We start from the raw sequence: 15,304 nt of genomic DNA, 5'->3' as shown, positions 1-15,304 counted from the left end.
ATGAATAAAGTAAAATATGATTTTTCAATAATTTTCAAAGAGGTTGAAGAGTATAAGAAGAATAACCCAGATTTTACACTACACTGTTCGAGTCAAATTAATAAAAACGTTGATTTGGATGAAGTAAAGAAATTATCTCAAATGTGTTATGAAATGCACGAACAAGAAGATAGAGGGGTGATATACAATACATTCTCTTAATCAATCTTATTAAAGTATTATAATACATTTACCTTTCAAATTACACTCACCAACTCGGTGGGTGTTTTTTTTGTCCTTTTTTCTACCCTGTTAACCGGCTAATTTTGAAATAAAAAAGATGGATTTATACGAAGCGATAAGCGAAATGAGGATTTTGAGCAAAAAGGGTGAGTCTTTTTCGTTCGCATTTATGACCTATTCAGCAACTAAGCGCAAAAGTCATGGTATAAGTGAGGTGCGACGTGCAAGGTTAGCACCTCAGGATCCTACCAGTAAGCACCCATACAAAGATTACATGTTGCAATTTCTTGATCTTGACACTAACGAGGTAAAGCGTTGTTATCAGCCACTTCTGATGGAATTTAACGGTGAGAAACTTGAATTGAATTAAATATATCCTTATGAGCGAAAAAGTAAAACATATAGGTGGAATAGGATTCGCAAAAGCTAAAGCCGGAATGTATGCGATTAGCGGACTTGATATGACTACCACGTTTGACGTGAATGGTGGCGTTATGGCCGGTGATTGGGAAAAGGATCCGGTTATTTTTGGTGGTGTGAAAATGGTGCCTTTTGGTGCTAATAACAACATGCCGGCCGAAATGCGTGATCTGCTTGAGCGTAATAATCTTGGCCCTGGAATCCTATCCCGCAAACTTGGCTTGCAGTATGGCCAGGGTCCGTATCTCTACCAGTTGGAGCTTAAAGACAATGAGATTAATAAAACATGGGTAGAGGACAAAGAGATTCAGGATTGGCTCGATAACTGGGATTACAGGCAGTATGTGCGTGATGCTCTTATTGAGTTTAACCACGGCAATGGCTTTTTTGCTAAGTATTTCTCGGCACGTAGTCGCAGATTGGGCAAAGCGTTTATTTCTCGCATACAAGCTCTACATTCAACAGATTGCAGGATGGAATATCCTGGCAAGGATAAATCGCTGGAAGATGTTCAGACTTTTTATGTAGGTAATTTCGAGAGTAATTACCCAAAGAAAGTTGATGCTTACCCTCGCTTTATGCAGGCTGATCCTGCCCGTTATGGTGTGAGTATCGATTATCACTCTTTGCGAAGCTGGGGGCATAAGTATTACAGCGTTGCATCGTTTCTTGGTGCCGTGCCATGGGTTAAGCGCGCAAATGATCTGCCTGAGATCATTCAGTACCTCACTGAAAATATGATTGCAGCTGCTTATCATGTGCATGTTCCTGCTGAGTATTGGGAGGAAAAAAGAAATCTTGTTATTGAAATGCATCCTGAAGCATCTGATAATGAAATTGAGGTGAAGATGCAAAAGCTTAGAGATGAACTTACAGAGACTATCGCTAAGGTGCTGAGCGGAAAGAAAAACACCGGTAAGTTTCTTGAGAGTATTGATTTTACTGATGACCAGGGAAACCGTTGTTCTTGGAAAGTTGAGCAGATTGAAATGAACATTGACAAGTTTATTGAAGCTCAGAGTAAGATCTCAAACATTGCTGATAGCAGTACTACTTCGGGATTTGGACTTAACCCGGCACTGTCAAACATTATTATAGGTGGTAAGGGTGACAGTGGAAGCCAAATGATTTATGCTCTTAAAATATTTTATGCAGCTGACACACAGATTGCAGAAGATGTGGTTTTTGAACCTATTAACCGTGCCTTGAAGATTAATTTCCCTGGCAAAAACATAGCAATGGGATTGTACCGGAAGGCGGTTAATAAAGAGAATAATGTAACTGCAGGTGACCGAATGACTAATAACATTTAAACTCTTTGATTATGATTTTTAATAAGGATAATAAAGGTAATGAGGAGCTCAGGAGGCTTACAGGCAACTACTATGCAAGTAACGATTTCAATAAGATTAGCCAGGACATTATCCTGGCTGAAGAGGAATTGATTAAGATTGTTGGCACTGCTGTATATGATAGGGCAAAAGCTTTTTATGACATGACCAGTGATGCTCAGGAGGCGCATGAAGATAAAGTTATTAATGCTGCACTGCTTGAGCGTGTGCAAATGCCAATTGCTATTTATGCAACTTTTATGATGTACAGAAAAAACGATATCAGCCATGAAAGCTCAGGACGAAAATTTAAAATTGACGTTGAAAGCGAACGTTTGCCCTGGCAATGGCAGCTTGAGCGTGATGATGAAATACAGCTTGAAAGTTATTACCGGAGTATTGACAGGCTAATCGACTGGATGGACGAAAAGGAGCTAGAAGAGTGGATGAACACCGATACAAAGAAAGCTATGAGCAAACAGCTCATCAAGTCGGCAACTTTGTTCAATCAGTACTACCCTATCGACAGATCGAGCAGGTTTTTTGTAATGATTTCTCCTTTTGTTCGTGAAGTGGAGCGCAAATATATTCGTCCGGCACTGGGCAAAGAATTATATGAGAAATACACCGGGTTGGCTACTGATCCACCTTTAACAGAAGTGGAGATTGAACTAAAAGAGTGGATTTACCCGGCAATACCTTTGCTTGCAATGAGCATTGCTTTCAGGCGAATGCCACTGGCCCTTATTCCGTATGGTGTTGTGCGTAACTATAGCAGTCAAACTCACACAATGAACAGCAGTAACCCTGCAAGTATTGATGATATATTTGATATTTCGCGCGACCTCGAGAAACAAGGTATGGCAGCTATTGGTGAATTTAAGAATGAACGTGCCGGAAAAGATATTTTGTTTCCGTTGCTTCCTAATAATGACCCGAAAAATAAATACATGAAGGTATGACATTAATATTAGATCCTCCTGCCTGGTGGGGTAAGATTCAAAATATTCCGGATATAAGCCTTAGTAGTATGTTTCCGGATTTGTTTGCTAATCCTATCACTTCTGCACAAGACTTTTCAATAAAGGATTCGTCCGGCACTATAATACTAAGCGAAAGTTACAAACCTTTTGATTATTCAATTAAAATAAAAGGCCTCAAAGAAATACTTTCGCTGCATCTCAGGAGAAAGAATCAGAACCTTATTATAGGAGGTGTAAACACTCAGATAATGGAGAATTTTACCTTCACCCTGGGAAGTGATAGCAAACAAGGTGATGTGATTTACAGTCGCATGAAATCAAACATCCCGGCTGCGAAACTTAAAGGTGAACTGTTTCTTACAACTCAGCATCTTAAGAAAGTGACAATGCCTCAGGCAAAGGAATTCCTGACATACTTTTTTAGTGGAACCGGAATAACAGTTAGTGCTAAAATGTACTATTATAGGAATGGGCAGATAATGAACACCAATTATGTGCCTATCGAAAGCGGAAAAACAGGCTTCTATGCATTTGACACGTCATTTTCAAGGATAAAAAGCTACTTCCCTACTATTGCAACTGATGAGTGTTTGTTTTACCGGGTGGGCAACGATAGCTACAATGTGGAATATTTAATCGACAGATCATCTTATCCAAACCTCACACAGTTTGTTTATATGAATAATTTTGGAGTACCTGACACACTGTTTATCAGGGGTGAAGTGATTCATAATGTTGATGCAAAGTTTAGTGAAGGTAAAGTGCAGCGAGTATCGCACAAATGGGATCTGAAGGAAAATGAAACATTTGAGGCCAGTACCGGTAAGATTTTTAATCGCGATGAATACCTTATGTGGCGAGATCTGTTCATGAGCCCTGATGTGTACATATATGTAAATGGTACACCTCGCAAAGTGTTTGTAACAGAGTCTAAAAACAGCATCAACCGTTTGAAGGGAGTTAATAAATCGCTCACTTTCTCATTCAGGTTTGCTGAAGAAAACGACACCTGGGATTACATGCGATATCTTGAGTGGATCCTTGAGTATGGTGTTTGGAACGACCAGGGCATTTGGTTGGATAGTGGAAGGTGGAATGACAATCAACTTTAAAGTTAATTATTGAGATGGCAGAGCAAATGACAGATCAAAAGATGAAAGATATTGAGTTCCTGTTTCAGGATGAAGTGCTAAGTCAGCATGGTGAATATTTGGTTGATTTATTGCAAGAAGAAATAGAGAGAAAGGGTCTAATTGATAAAGAGATTCTTGTAAATTCGTTAGATTATGAAACATCTTCTGTTCAAAATGGCCGATATAAATGGCTGCAAATAACATTTCCTGACTATGGTAGGTATATTGAAATTGGAAAGCATAAACGTAAGCGTCAATCCAAATTTGACACAAATACTAATCGTGATATCTGGGGTATAAGAGAGAACTCTATGAAGAGAAAAAATACTGACTGGTATAGTAAAAATGCATACAGAAGTATAAACAGATTACTTGGAACGCTCATGTATGAGTTCACTGATCAGGAGATAGCACGATTAAAAGGAATAATTGCAAACAGAATTAACTTAACGTTATGAGTTTAAAGATAGACAGAGTACAGCTTGAGGTAATGATCAACAATGATCCTGCTCGAAAGAAAATTCATGAACTTGACAAGCAAATAGGTGATCTGAACACAGCACTTAAAGGCATGAAAAAGAATAGTGAAGAGTATGCTAATACTAAGAAAAAAATAAAAGAGCTTCGTGCTGAACAGGATAAGGTTAGGGATTCCATCGGAATTACTAACATGACAATGAAGGAGTTGATTAAGACTCAGAAAAGCATTAATTCTTTGCTCACACAGTTAAGGCCCGGCACTAAAGAGTACGAAGAACTGGAAAAACAAGCTGCAGCTGTTAATAACCGCATGAAAGAGTTGAAAGATAACTCAAAAGGTGTTCAACAGCAACTTAATGCAGTACCTTCCGGTAAAGGGGGTTTTCTCACCGTTTTAAAAGGTGTGTTTGCCGGTAATATGCTTACAAAGGGAGCAATGATGTTGGCAGATTTAGCCAATAAAGCACGTGCTTTTATTCAACAAGGTGTGGAAATGGCGGCAGCAGCACAGGGTATTGACCATGCTTTTAATCGTATTGCAAACAGAGATTATTTGAATGAATTAAGGAAACAAACAAAGGGGTTAGTTTCTGATCTGTCGTTAATGACCTTGGCTGTTAGAGCTGAGAACTTTGATATACCACTATCACAACTGGGTAAATTGCTTCAGTTTGCACAAAATAGGGCGCGCGATACCGGTGAGAGTGTGGATTATCTTTCTGAATCTATAATTATGGGTATAGGTAGGAAATCTCCTCTCATTTTGGATAATCTCGGAATATCAGCAGTTAGGATTCGCGAAGAATTTAAGAAGTCTGGCGACATGGCCACTGCAGTAGGCAACATTATAGATGAAGAGATGTCTGAAGCCGGTGAAGTGATTGACACTGCAGCTGATGCTGCACAGCGAAAGAAAATTGCTTGGGAAAACTTGCAGTTAGCTGTGGGTAACTTCTTTGTGAAATTCAGATCTGGGTGGGATGATTTCTCTACACGTTTTGCTGAAGGGTTGACGAAATTAATACAAGGACAGGAAGCATCATCTAAGCAGTTTGAGGACCAGATTAAAAAGGTTGCTGATCTTAATATTACATTACCAGATCTGATTGACAGGTATGAAGAGTTGAGAGCAAAAACTAAACTGAATAAAGATGAGCAAAGGGAGCTTAATGAAGTTATTGGAAAGCTAAACGATGCTGTTCCGAGTGCTGCTATAGAATTTGATAAATATGGAAATATTCTTACTATAAATACCGCAAAAGTTCGTGAGTTTATTGCAGCTGAAACTGCCAAGCTGGAGGTGATGAATAGAAGTGCCATTGCTGAAGAGACTAAGAATCTTGAGGAGTATAGAAAAGAACTTGATGAAGTGACAAGATCCAGAGATCGAGGTACCAAATCTATTTATGTTCAACAAAATGCTATGGGTGGTGGTACTTATATGGAAGTGCCTTACACAGATGATGAGTTGAGAGCTTTGGCTGATCGTTCTGATAAATTAAGAACATTGGTTCTCGGAACTGAAACTTATATAAATGAGTTGTCAGGCAAATCGTTAGCCGAAAGGGTGCAACAAAGAGAAGATGAACTGAGGCAGGAAGCTCAGTTTAACAAAATGAGTGAGGTACAGTTAAAGAAATGGATTAAAAATAATCGTGATACTGCAAATGAATATCTTGCCATTGCTCAGAAGGTATATAATAATAGATTTGCCAATGTTGATCCTGATGGGCAGGATAAGGGAAAGAAAAACAAAACAAAAGAGGCGGATCCATTTAAAGAAGAATTGGATGCTTTGAAAAGAAGTCAACAGGAAGAGCTTCTTGTATTAAAACAGAGCTTGCTTGCAAAAGATGTTACTGAAGAAGAGTTCAGGGAGATCTCATTTCAGAAAGAGGTTGAACATATCAACAAAATGAAATTGTTGTATGAAAAACATGACCAGGACACTATTGATTTGGAAATTCAGTTAACTGACAAACTCATTGCAGAATCTAACCGGAGATACACTTTTCTTCAGAAGCTTCAAAAAGAACATCTAGATAAACTGAAAAATCGTCCCAGGGAAGAAGCTAAAGAAGAGGATGATGATAAATGGGTGGCTGAAAGTTATAAGGATAGAAAAGCAGTATTAGATGTTCAGCTGAAAAATGAAATGATAACTGAGAAAGAGCATCAGGAGGCTTTATTTCAGTTGAGAAAAGAATACCTGGATAAATATTTAGAAATTACTTATGCTGCAACTGATAGCATAGCAAATATTTCAAGTGACTTATCAGGCGCAATGTCAAATTTCCAACGCTCTGAAGAAATGGCAGTTGAGAGGAAGTATGATAAAATGATTCAGGCTGCAGGAAGTAATTCACGTCAGGCAGCGAAACTAGAAGAAGAGAAAGAAAAAAAACTAAATGAAATTCGCGCAAAGTATGCCGATAAGCAGTTTATCACAACAGTTGCAGGAGTTATAGCATCAACCGCTCAGGCTGCTATTGAGGCTTATGCTAATGCTTTGAAAATACCTGTTGTAGGGCTTGCATTAGCTCCTATTGCTGCAGCAGCTGCTGTAGCTTTTGGTGCTTCACAGATTGCCGTTGCTAAACAACAGCGTGATGCTGCTAAGGCAGGTTATAGATCGGGTGGATATACCGGTGCCGGAAGGGATGATGAAGAAGCCGGTGTTGTACATAGGAATGAATTTGTGAACACGGCTGATGCTGTTAGAAACCCACATGTGAAACGATTTCTCGATGTGTTTAATGTGGCCCAGAAAGATGGCACTATTAGAATGCTTAATACAAGTCAGATCTTGGAGCGTGCAAGACTTGATGCTGCATCACCATCAAGACAGGCGGATTATTCTACACCCACACCAACAAACGATTTAGCACTGTTTGAAACTTTGAACCGATTCAACACTACTATGAACCGATTAACTGAGAAGCTTGATGATCCCATCCCGGCATATACTGTAATACATGGCCAGAATGGATCTCGAAAACGCAATGATATGTATGATCGGATTATGAAAAATGCACGTTTATAAGGGTTGTTTATTTGTCCTTTTTTCTGAGAACCATCATGCCTAATTTTGAAAGCAAAAAGAAAGGAATGGACAACTTTATTGAACCTACTACTAAGATGGCTGAAAGTGCACTTAATACTGCAGAAAGTATTAGTAATTATGGTGCCATGGTAGTAATTACAGCATTCGCAATTATTCTTTGCACCGTGATGATCATTTACTTCTTTGTTAGCCACAGACGTATGACGCGCAACATGGAAGAACAAAACAAGCGTAATAATGAAGCATTAAGTGTTACTCTTAAAGAATTGAAGGATTACCTTGCTCCTGTATCAGAGAACGCACGATTAAGCACTCTCACTGCTTTATATGCTATTGCCGAAAACAACTTCAAACTAAGCATTGAGAATGTAATAAAGATAATTGAGCAGATTCAGACTGAGAATAATATCAGCAACGAAAAAGCCACTCGCGCCAAGCTATTCAGGTTCATCAACAATATACATAATGAGAGAATTTTGTACTTCAAGAATTTCTCATATAAAGGACACACGGTTGACTACTACATGGACCGAAAGTGGATTGACCAAATGATTGAGGTTGCATTTCCTGAGATATACGATAAGAGTAAGGCACGTACGCGTACGAATATTAAGCAGGCGTATGACAGTATATTTATAGAGTTTAAACAAAATCTACTAACCAAATGAGAAATATAAGCAAAATAATCATTCACTGTTCTGCTACTCCGGAGGGTAGGCATCACACAGTAAAAGATATAGATCGCTGGCATCGTGATAGAGGTTTTGCGCAAATTGGATACCACTGGGTGGTTTACCTAGATGGTTCAATTCATCCTGGGAGAAATGAAAATATTGCCGGTGCTCATACAGTAGGGCATAATTCAGACAGCATTGGTGTTTGCTATATAGGTGGGGTTGACAGTAATATGAATGCTAAAGATACTCGCACTGAAAATCAAAAGATTGCACTACGCAATTTGGTTAATGAACTACTGAAAAAATATCCAAATGCAACAGTGCATGGACACAATGAATTCGCAGCTAAAGCATGTCCAAGTTTTAATGTTAAGACCGAATTATAATTAATATATGAGATATGATTTTATACATATTATTGCTGTTGCTCTTCTTTGTTGTGTTAGCCTTAACAGTTGTAGAGCAAAGAAGGACATCCAAAGAAATGAAGAAACAACTTCAAGAACTGAACGAGTTGAACGATTTGTGGACACGACACGAGTTACTGCAGTTGATGAAGAAAGATCAGAACGAAGCGGATCTGAAGTTGAGCACACTTTCACACGAGTCACCGAATTCGACTCAACAGGTAGCATACGAAAGGTATCTGAAACGTGGCGGGACCGACAGTTATCAAGACTGGATACTAAAGAGCGACATGCACGAACTGTTTCCATAGCTGGCGTGAGTGAAGATATTATTGTGAGTGACACAAGCTCTACAGTTGTGAATGAAATGGTGAAAGTTGATACTGATTCGCGACCAGTGCAAGGAATTGAATGGTTGTGGGTGGTTTTATCGGTTGCTTTAATTGCTTCAGTAGTATTATACATAATCTATAACAGAGTGAAATAATTTGAAATGAGCAAATATCTTGAAATACCAACAATGTGGGAGGAACTGACAGCTGATCAGTTTGCCTATCTCCTTAAACTGGTACATGAAGCCAAACCGGATGAAGTTACCATCGGTGATATACTTCTTAAGTATGCCGATTATCTACTGGGTGAAAGGAAGATTGTTGCTATTGATAGACGTGCTCAATATTATAAATTGGTGCAGGATGTTGCTGAAACGCTTACATGGATATTTGCTGAAGATGAAGATGGTAATTATCTGTTAAACTTTGCTACTACTCAGAATCTGCTTCCTGAAATATATGGTTTTATTGGTCCGCAGTCGCATGGCAGTGATTTGGTGTTTGGTGAGTATCGAACAGCAGTTGACATGATGAATAGATTCACTAATGAAAAGAATCCTTTCTTCCTAGATGCACTTTGTGGTATATTATATAGAAAACCTCTTAAGAAATCAAAAGGCTTGAAGATTGAAGCAAAGATGCGATCAAAGTATAATAAGCATCATGTTTCGCATTATGCAAGAGGTTTTGAAAAAGTTCCGGAACATCTTAAATGGGGAGTGTATTTATGGTTCGCATATTTCAATCGATACCTGATTGAGGGTGGAGAATTCATAATTGAAGGTAATACCCTGGTTTTTGATTCGCTGTTTGACCAGGGCGCTAATGATGATAGTAATAATCAGATGAACATCGGTTTGATGAGCATAGTGTTTACGCTCGCAGATACCGGAACGTTTGGTAATGCTGAGCAGACAGATGATACACTGCTATTTCAGGTATTAATGAAGCTTTTGAGTGATAAACAATTGGCAGATAAATTGAAAAAGAATGATAGGAGTTAAGCAATTAAGAACGTTGTTTCAAGAGGTTGCAGCTGAAGTGAATGCTGAACTGGATGATAATATGCTTGCATTTAAGGTGAAGAAAATTATTGTTTCTCCTACCGAAAGTCATCTTGTGAAAAAGCTGAAAGATCTGGCGGGTGTTGTGCTTGCTTTTAGAATGCCAAGCGCTGATAGTGCAATTATTGATGCTGATAATTATGCTGAACTTAACAAGCTTCTATTTTATATTATTGAGAAAGTTGATCCGGGCACTCACGATGATGAGCAGGAATTGGATCATTATAATATGCTGCAAAAGTTAACATCGGCTTTCAAGCTGAAATTGATGGATAGGTTGATGGGTAATGATTTTTGCAGTACCGACAATGAGTTGGCCAAAGGGTTTCATACTGAATTTGAATATCAGGAATTTGGAGGCTTCAACGGCCTAAGCGTGAGTTTTGATGTAAAGGACTTTTACTTATAAGTATTATGACTGAATTGTATGTGAATAATGAGCAGGTGGTGTTATCGGAGAATTTCTCAACAGAGATAATTGAGGGTAATCCTTTCATCAATCCAATTGGTGAGACATCACTTGACATAACTGTATCGCTTTTGGAGCCTCAAAATGCATATATATTTGGCTACCTGCAGCGGACTAATTCGCGCAAAGATACAACTCAGTCGTTTCCATGTAAGTTAGTGGTTAATGCTACTGAATATCATGGCCTCTGTATTGTGCTTGAATTCTCAGATGAAGTAGTGAGCATTCAGCTGGTATTTAAGAATTCGATCTTCACGTATGCAATTGATGAAGATCTGATGATTCGAGAGTTGAATCTGGGTACAGCAGCAATTCCTTCTAATATACCGGCAAACTTCAATCTTACTTATCCGCAAACGGATTTCCAACTTTTGATGGTGCTTGATCCAGACATCACTTATACTGTGTTTAGTGGGCAGGAATTAGTTGATGGAGACCTTCTTAATCGGTTTACTTATACATATAATAGTGCATTATCGCGCTATGATCTGACTTATGGACTTGATGGCAACACGGTTGCAATAAAGGGTATGTTTGCAGCTGGTAGTATTGGAATTAAAAAGGTTTTGTATTCTCCACAGCCATACCTGGCAGCAATAATAAGACGTGTAATTGAAGCTTTGGGCTTCCAGGTGGGAGAGAATGAAATTGTGAGCTCATCTACCTGGAAGAATGCAATTATTGTGAATAATGACACCTCTCTTCGTTTTGCTAACATGTTACCCGACTGGAGTGTGAAGAAATTCATTGAGCAGGTTCAGATCTGGCTCAATTGCAGATTTATTTACAACCCTACTACTGGTGTAGTGGATATCAGGTTTAATCATTTGAGTAATGAAAATGCAGAGTTGGTTCAACTTACTGTTTTGGATGATTTCACTGGTGCAACAGATGAACAAGATCCGGTGATGAACAGGCAGCGTAACATCGAATATAATCTTCCGGAAACGGATATCTATAAATATACTGATCTGGGTGAATTGAGATATAAGTTTCAAAACATAACCACTTCTGCAACTTCTTTACCATCGTTAATTAACTCAATGATGACTGTTCATAATCCACATTGGATTTACTTGTATGAGCCTGATGGTAATCGTGTGGACGCAAAACTGATTTTAAGAGATGGAGTACCTGCCTTTGTAGATGAATATAGAATGTTGCAAAACAACCCAGATAAAGAAAGTGCCGACGAAACGCTGGATATTGTGCCTGCAGAAATGGCTCTGATTAAGTTTTTTATTCGTGATCGTATGAATGAAGGCACTGCCAGCTGGATTTGGTTAATGGTACCTGTTGTAAGGAACTCACAAATATTAAGCATGAGTATTGATGGTGAAGAGGACTTTGTATCGGTTGACGATGCAATAAAAGATTCTTCACTGGTATCTGAAGACACAGAAACTAAAGATGTAATGCAAATTGTGATGTTCCGGAATGACCGCCAATACACCGTGCACGGTACAAGTGTTGCTTTTGATGGCATGCCGGAAGCTTACACTCGTTATATGTCTGACATTCACCCGGACGGAACCTATCACAAAACAGTGGTTGCCAGTCCGGAAATACAAAATCCATTATCACTGCAATATTTGAACGAACATATATATAGCAAAGAAGCAGAAATCGATGCAACCAAACTATACCGGTTCCGCTTCCTTACACCCTTACAGGATCTTGATATTAGCGACACTTTCGTGATAAATGGTGAATATTACCGTGCCTTCCAGTTCAATAAAAAGATAAATATTGATGGCATGGAAGAAGTAATTGAAGGGGAGTTTTTTAAATTGAAATAACGAAACATAAATATTCAACAAACAAAATAAAGATATAAATCATGGCAATAGAACTTGAAAAAATAAAATCCTGGGACGGACAATCAGGCACCGGCGCAGATAACAGAGGTGTGATTGATAGGAATTTTGAGAAGGTGAAGGGTGAGTTGGAGGTAAATAAAAATGGAATAGTTAAACTTGAGGACGATTTAAACAAAAAAACATTTGGAAATTGGGCCATAAACAAAGATGACTGGGCAAGTGTAGCAGACGCTGTTATTGATGTAAGCGTAGTTCTCGATAGAGATATAAGAGATATCTCGATTGAAAGTTCAAGATTAACAGGGGGGAATTTTACATTAACGATAAGATATTCCTATTGGAACGGTTCATCTTTACTATCTGCCGGTGAAACACTAAGCACTATCGTAGGAGAATCTGAGGTTAATCAAGTATCGTTTAGCTCATTGAATTTAGCTGAGATTAATATAACATATATAAAGAGCAAACTAAAAACGACTTCTAATGCAACAAGGATATACATTGATGAAAAGTATATAAAAAGGGATATCCCTGATATCATAAAAAAGATTGAAGGTTACTTAAGACTACAAGTTAGTTATAACTCGATTCTAAGGGTTGATACTACTTCAGACATATTGCCTAGTACATTTAAGATTACGAGGATAAGAAATACGGAGTCTGCATTTTTTTATGTAGTTGTAGAAATAGATGAAGTCCAATATACATTTTCAGGGGATACAAGGCTTTACACAGGCATAGTTAAAGTTCCTATATCAAATTACATAATTTACATTAATACAGATGGGGTAAGCTTAGATAATAATAATCTATCAATTTTTATTGACCCATTGAAAATAAATCAAGTAATTACAGGGATAGAGAGCCTAGTGGATGCTAAAATTATAGGCACTGGAGATAATATAATAGCTGAGTTGACTGAATCTAATATAGAGGATGAAGAGATTTGGGGGTCTGGCTATATAAATCTATCTGGGAATATAGATGTAGCTGACAATTGGAGATACTCGAAAAAGTTATATCATTTACCCGCAGGAACATACAACTTTAAATCTTTTGTAACAGGTAATGCAAAACATATAGGAATAAATAAGAGAGGTGAAATTAATCTAACTGTGAGTAATTCTAATGTAAATGTCACTCTAACTGAAGATACATATGTTCGTTTTTCACATCCCATTAGTTCTGCATTATCAGCACTTACAGTTACATCAGGTACTTCAGCTATAATTAACCAATCATCAGTTGATGTGGTAAGAGCAGGTATTGATGCTCCTTTAACAAGTAAGGCATTAAGAGGATTTGTAAAAGATATTTATATCAACACTATAACTCCGCCAAAACTCCCACACCCAATTATAACTTTTTGTGCAGACGATGGTATGTCGTCAGACGAGTGGTTTATTGATGTCTTAAATGAGAAGAGGGTAAAAGGCACATTTGCAGTTCCAACCAATTCCATTGTTGAAGCAGACCCCATAAAATTGACACCAGCTCAAATTATAGAACTCTACTCAAACGGTCATGACATAGCAAGCCACTCTTACAGCGAGGTGAATCTTACAACTATCCCCCTTGAGGATGTTGAATTGGAGATGATTAAAAGTCAGCTATTTATGAAGCAATTTGGTATAAAATCAACAATATATGTTCCAGTTCAAGGAGGAACAACTGGGGATATTAACAATATAATTAGAAGATATTTTTCCGCAAGTCTAATAACTGGAACAAGAGAGGAAAGCCCTAATATTCCCCCCCTTAATCCAATGAGGATCATCAGGAGGAGCTTTGATGCTGGAGTAAATAACACTTCTATGATAGATGTGTGTAAAAATGATGTCGATTTAGCTTTAGCTACCAAAGAGTGGCTGGTTTTTATAACCCATCCAGGATATATTGAGTATAAATTTTCATCCGAGGGAGCGCAAATGAGAAGAGACGAGCTTGGCGAATTAATTGATTACATTAAATTACAAAAAATCCCAATACTGACTGCAAGTAGTGCCTACGAATATTATAAAAATATCATTGATTACAAGCACAAGACATCAGCAGATCAAATTCAGATTGGAATGAATGGGTTATAAAAAATTCAATTACTCTTGTCTAGATCTTTATCTTCCGGATTATCAACTAATATGACAAGTATGAATTTTTCTAATAATTTAGAAGCAAGGATTTTCACTTCTTTTGAATTTATTCTAATATTGTCGAATGCTAAAAATACAAGAAATGCTTGCATTACAGCATAGTCAATAATTTCATTATTCAATACTGTTCTATTATCTAGAGTTTTGATTGAAAAAACAATTATGAAAATAAAATACAATAAGTATATTACAAATCTTACATTATTTATATTAAACAAGTATTTAATTAGATCAACTACCTTCTTGTTTTGCTCTACTAAATAACCTTTTTGGACAGCAGGGTGGTATTTATTTATAAAGTTCAAAATGTTTTGATGAAATGCCACTGCAATAATGGATGAAGATGAGAATAATATAAATGTAGTCATTTCTATAGGTATTTCCTTGATTCCATTAATTATATATATAATAACTACTTGCATGGAAATGGAACAAAATAAATACATAATAAACCCCATAGAAATGATCATAAAAGGGCCAAGCAGTTTTAGCAATAGTATTAATGCTGCTATTGGTGTTGAGAGTACAAATATAAATATCTTGAAAAATTTGTTTCTGGTGTTATTAAACTTATTACCAATCCATAAAGCAAGGAAAGAGTAGGTGAAAAAAGCTATTAATGCAAGAGCCATCTTTGCACCACTAAAATCAATATATTTAACTAAACCGTACATTATTAAACAAAACACTGCAAATCCAAGAAGTAGGAATACTAGTGCATTAATCTCTTTATTTTTCATCTAAGGGTAATT

General features: G+C 37.4%; 15 protein-coding genes. 14 read left to right on the top strand and 1 reads right to left on the bottom strand.

Annotated elements, in window-relative coordinates; all coding sequences use genetic code 11:
• The 14 genes from KDN43_RS06260 (at nt 1) to KDN43_RS06195 (ending at nt 14,489) form a co-directional block, all read left to right on the top strand.
• Nucleotides 1-201 carry a hypothetical protein gene (locus KDN43_RS06260; protein ID WP_238868846.1) on the top strand — a complete coding sequence of 67 codons (201 nt, stop codon included), beginning with the start codon at nt 1-3 and terminating at the stop codon, nt 199-201.
• A 118-nt stretch (nt 202-319) separates the two neighbouring features.
• Entirely contained in the window at nt 320-592 is a 273-nt protein-coding gene (locus tag KDN43_RS06255; protein ID WP_238868845.1) for a hypothetical protein, read from the top strand.
• 10 nt (nt 593-602) lie between these two features.
• A complete protein-coding gene (locus KDN43_RS06250; protein ID WP_238868844.1) occupies nt 603-1,955 on the top strand; it encodes a hypothetical protein in 1,353 nt (450 codons plus the stop codon).
• 11 nt (nt 1,956-1,966) lie between these two features.
• On the top strand, nt 1,967-2,935 hold the full coding sequence (locus tag KDN43_RS06245; protein WP_238868843.1) for a DUF6712 family protein: 969 nt from the start codon (nt 1,967-1,969) through the stop codon (nt 2,933-2,935).
• Entirely contained in the window at nt 2,932-4,068 is a 1,137-nt protein-coding gene (locus tag KDN43_RS06240) for a hypothetical protein (protein WP_238868842.1), read from the top strand. Before KDN43_RS06245 ends, KDN43_RS06240 begins: the two co-directional genes overlap by 4 nt.
• 14 nt (nt 4,069-4,082) lie before the next feature.
• Nucleotides 4,083-4,547 carry a hypothetical protein gene (locus KDN43_RS06235; protein ID WP_238868840.1) on the top strand — a complete coding sequence of 155 codons (465 nt, stop codon included), beginning with the start codon at nt 4,083-4,085 and terminating at the stop codon, nt 4,545-4,547.
• A gap of 32 nt (nt 4,548-4,579) precedes the next feature.
• Entirely contained in the window at nt 4,580-7,612 is a 3,033-nt protein-coding gene (locus tag KDN43_RS06230; RefSeq protein WP_238868838.1) for a hypothetical protein, read from the top strand.
• A gap of 65 nt (nt 7,613-7,677) precedes the next feature.
• Nucleotides 7,678-8,301 (top strand): hypothetical protein, encoded by a 624-nt coding sequence (locus KDN43_RS06225; RefSeq protein ID WP_238868837.1) that lies wholly within the window; start codon nt 7,678-7,680, stop codon nt 8,299-8,301.
• Nucleotides 8,298-8,696, top strand: coding sequence for an N-acetylmuramoyl-L-alanine amidase (locus KDN43_RS06220; RefSeq protein WP_238868836.1), 399 nt, complete (start codon nt 8,298-8,300; stop codon nt 8,694-8,696). The genes KDN43_RS06225 and KDN43_RS06220 overlap by 4 nt, the downstream gene beginning before the upstream one ends.
• A 98-nt stretch (nt 8,697-8,794) precedes the next feature.
• Nucleotides 8,795-9,028 (top strand): hypothetical protein, encoded by a 234-nt coding sequence (locus tag KDN43_RS06215; RefSeq protein WP_238868835.1) that lies wholly within the window; start codon nt 8,795-8,797, stop codon nt 9,026-9,028.
• Between the two features lie 182 nt (nt 9,029-9,210).
• Nucleotides 9,211-10,053: a hypothetical protein gene (locus tag KDN43_RS06210; protein WP_238868833.1), complete on the top strand. Its 843-nt coding sequence runs from the start codon at nt 9,211-9,213 to the stop codon at nt 10,051-10,053.
• The gene (locus tag KDN43_RS06205; RefSeq protein WP_238868831.1) at nt 10,040-10,522 is read left to right on the top strand and encodes a hypothetical protein; all 483 of its coding nucleotides are present in this window, start codon (nt 10,040-10,042) and stop codon (nt 10,520-10,522) included. The genes KDN43_RS06210 and KDN43_RS06205 overlap by 14 nt, the downstream gene beginning before the upstream one ends.
• 5 nt (nt 10,523-10,527) lie before the next feature.
• Nucleotides 10,528-12,381 (top strand): hypothetical protein, encoded by a 1,854-nt coding sequence (locus KDN43_RS06200; protein WP_238868829.1) that lies wholly within the window; start codon nt 10,528-10,530, stop codon nt 12,379-12,381.
• A 41-nt stretch (nt 12,382-12,422) separates the two neighbouring features.
• Nucleotides 12,423-14,489 (top strand): polysaccharide deacetylase family protein, encoded by a 2,067-nt coding sequence (locus KDN43_RS06195; protein ID WP_238868827.1) that lies wholly within the window; start codon nt 12,423-12,425, stop codon nt 14,487-14,489.
• A 5-nt stretch (nt 14,490-14,494) separates the two neighbouring features.
• Here the strand turns inward: KDN43_RS06195 and KDN43_RS06190 are convergent, their stop codons facing one another.
• Complete coding sequence (locus tag KDN43_RS06190) at nt 14,495-15,292, bottom strand: hypothetical protein (protein WP_238868825.1); 798 nt, start codon at nt 15,290-15,292, stop codon at nt 14,495-14,497.
• Between the last annotated feature and the right edge of the window lie 12 nt (nt 15,293-15,304).

It is taken from the genome of Proteiniphilum propionicum (assembly GCF_022267555.1).
GTDB classification, from domain to species: Bacteria; Bacteroidota; Bacteroidia; order Bacteroidales; family Dysgonomonadaceae; genus Proteiniphilum; species Proteiniphilum propionicum.
Note: the sequence above shows the minus strand (reverse complement) of the source record. Positions and strands in the feature narration are given on the sequence as shown.

Coding starts and splice junctions, on each gene's coding strand:
- KDN43_RS06195 (WP_238868827.1), top strand. CDS start 12,423: ATGGCAATAGAACTTGAAAAAATAAAATCCTGGGACGGACAATCAGGC.
- KDN43_RS06220 (WP_238868836.1), top strand. CDS start 8,298: ATGAGAAATATAAGCAAAATAATCATTCACTGTTCTGCTACTCCGGAG.
- KDN43_RS06235 (WP_238868840.1), top strand. CDS start 4,083: ATGGCAGAGCAAATGACAGATCAAAAGATGAAAGATATTGAGTTCCTG.
- KDN43_RS06190 (WP_238868825.1), bottom strand. CDS start 15,292: ATGAAAAATAAAGAGATTAATGCACTAGTATTCCTACTTCTTGGATTT.
- KDN43_RS06230 (WP_238868838.1), top strand. CDS start 4,580: ATGATCAACAATGATCCTGCTCGAAAGAAAATTCATGAACTTGACAAG.
- KDN43_RS06200 (WP_238868829.1), top strand. CDS start 10,528: ATGACTGAATTGTATGTGAATAATGAGCAGGTGGTGTTATCGGAGAAT.
- KDN43_RS06240 (WP_238868842.1), top strand. CDS start 2,932: ATGACATTAATATTAGATCCTCCTGCCTGGTGGGGTAAGATTCAAAAT.
- KDN43_RS06245 (WP_238868843.1), top strand. CDS start 1,967: ATGATTTTTAATAAGGATAATAAAGGTAATGAGGAGCTCAGGAGGCTT.
- KDN43_RS06250 (WP_238868844.1), top strand. CDS start 603: ATGAGCGAAAAAGTAAAACATATAGGTGGAATAGGATTCGCAAAAGCT.
- KDN43_RS06215 (WP_238868835.1), top strand. CDS start 8,795: ATGAAGAAACAACTTCAAGAACTGAACGAGTTGAACGATTTGTGGACA.
- KDN43_RS06205 (WP_238868831.1), top strand. CDS start 10,040: ATGATAGGAGTTAAGCAATTAAGAACGTTGTTTCAAGAGGTTGCAGCT.
- KDN43_RS06210 (WP_238868833.1), top strand. CDS start 9,211: ATGAGCAAATATCTTGAAATACCAACAATGTGGGAGGAACTGACAGCT.
- KDN43_RS06260 (WP_238868846.1), top strand. CDS start 1: ATGAATAAAGTAAAATATGATTTTTCAATAATTTTCAAAGAGGTTGAA.
- KDN43_RS06255 (WP_238868845.1), top strand. CDS start 320: ATGGATTTATACGAAGCGATAAGCGAAATGAGGATTTTGAGCAAAAAG.
- KDN43_RS06225 (WP_238868837.1), top strand. CDS start 7,678: ATGGACAACTTTATTGAACCTACTACTAAGATGGCTGAAAGTGCACTT.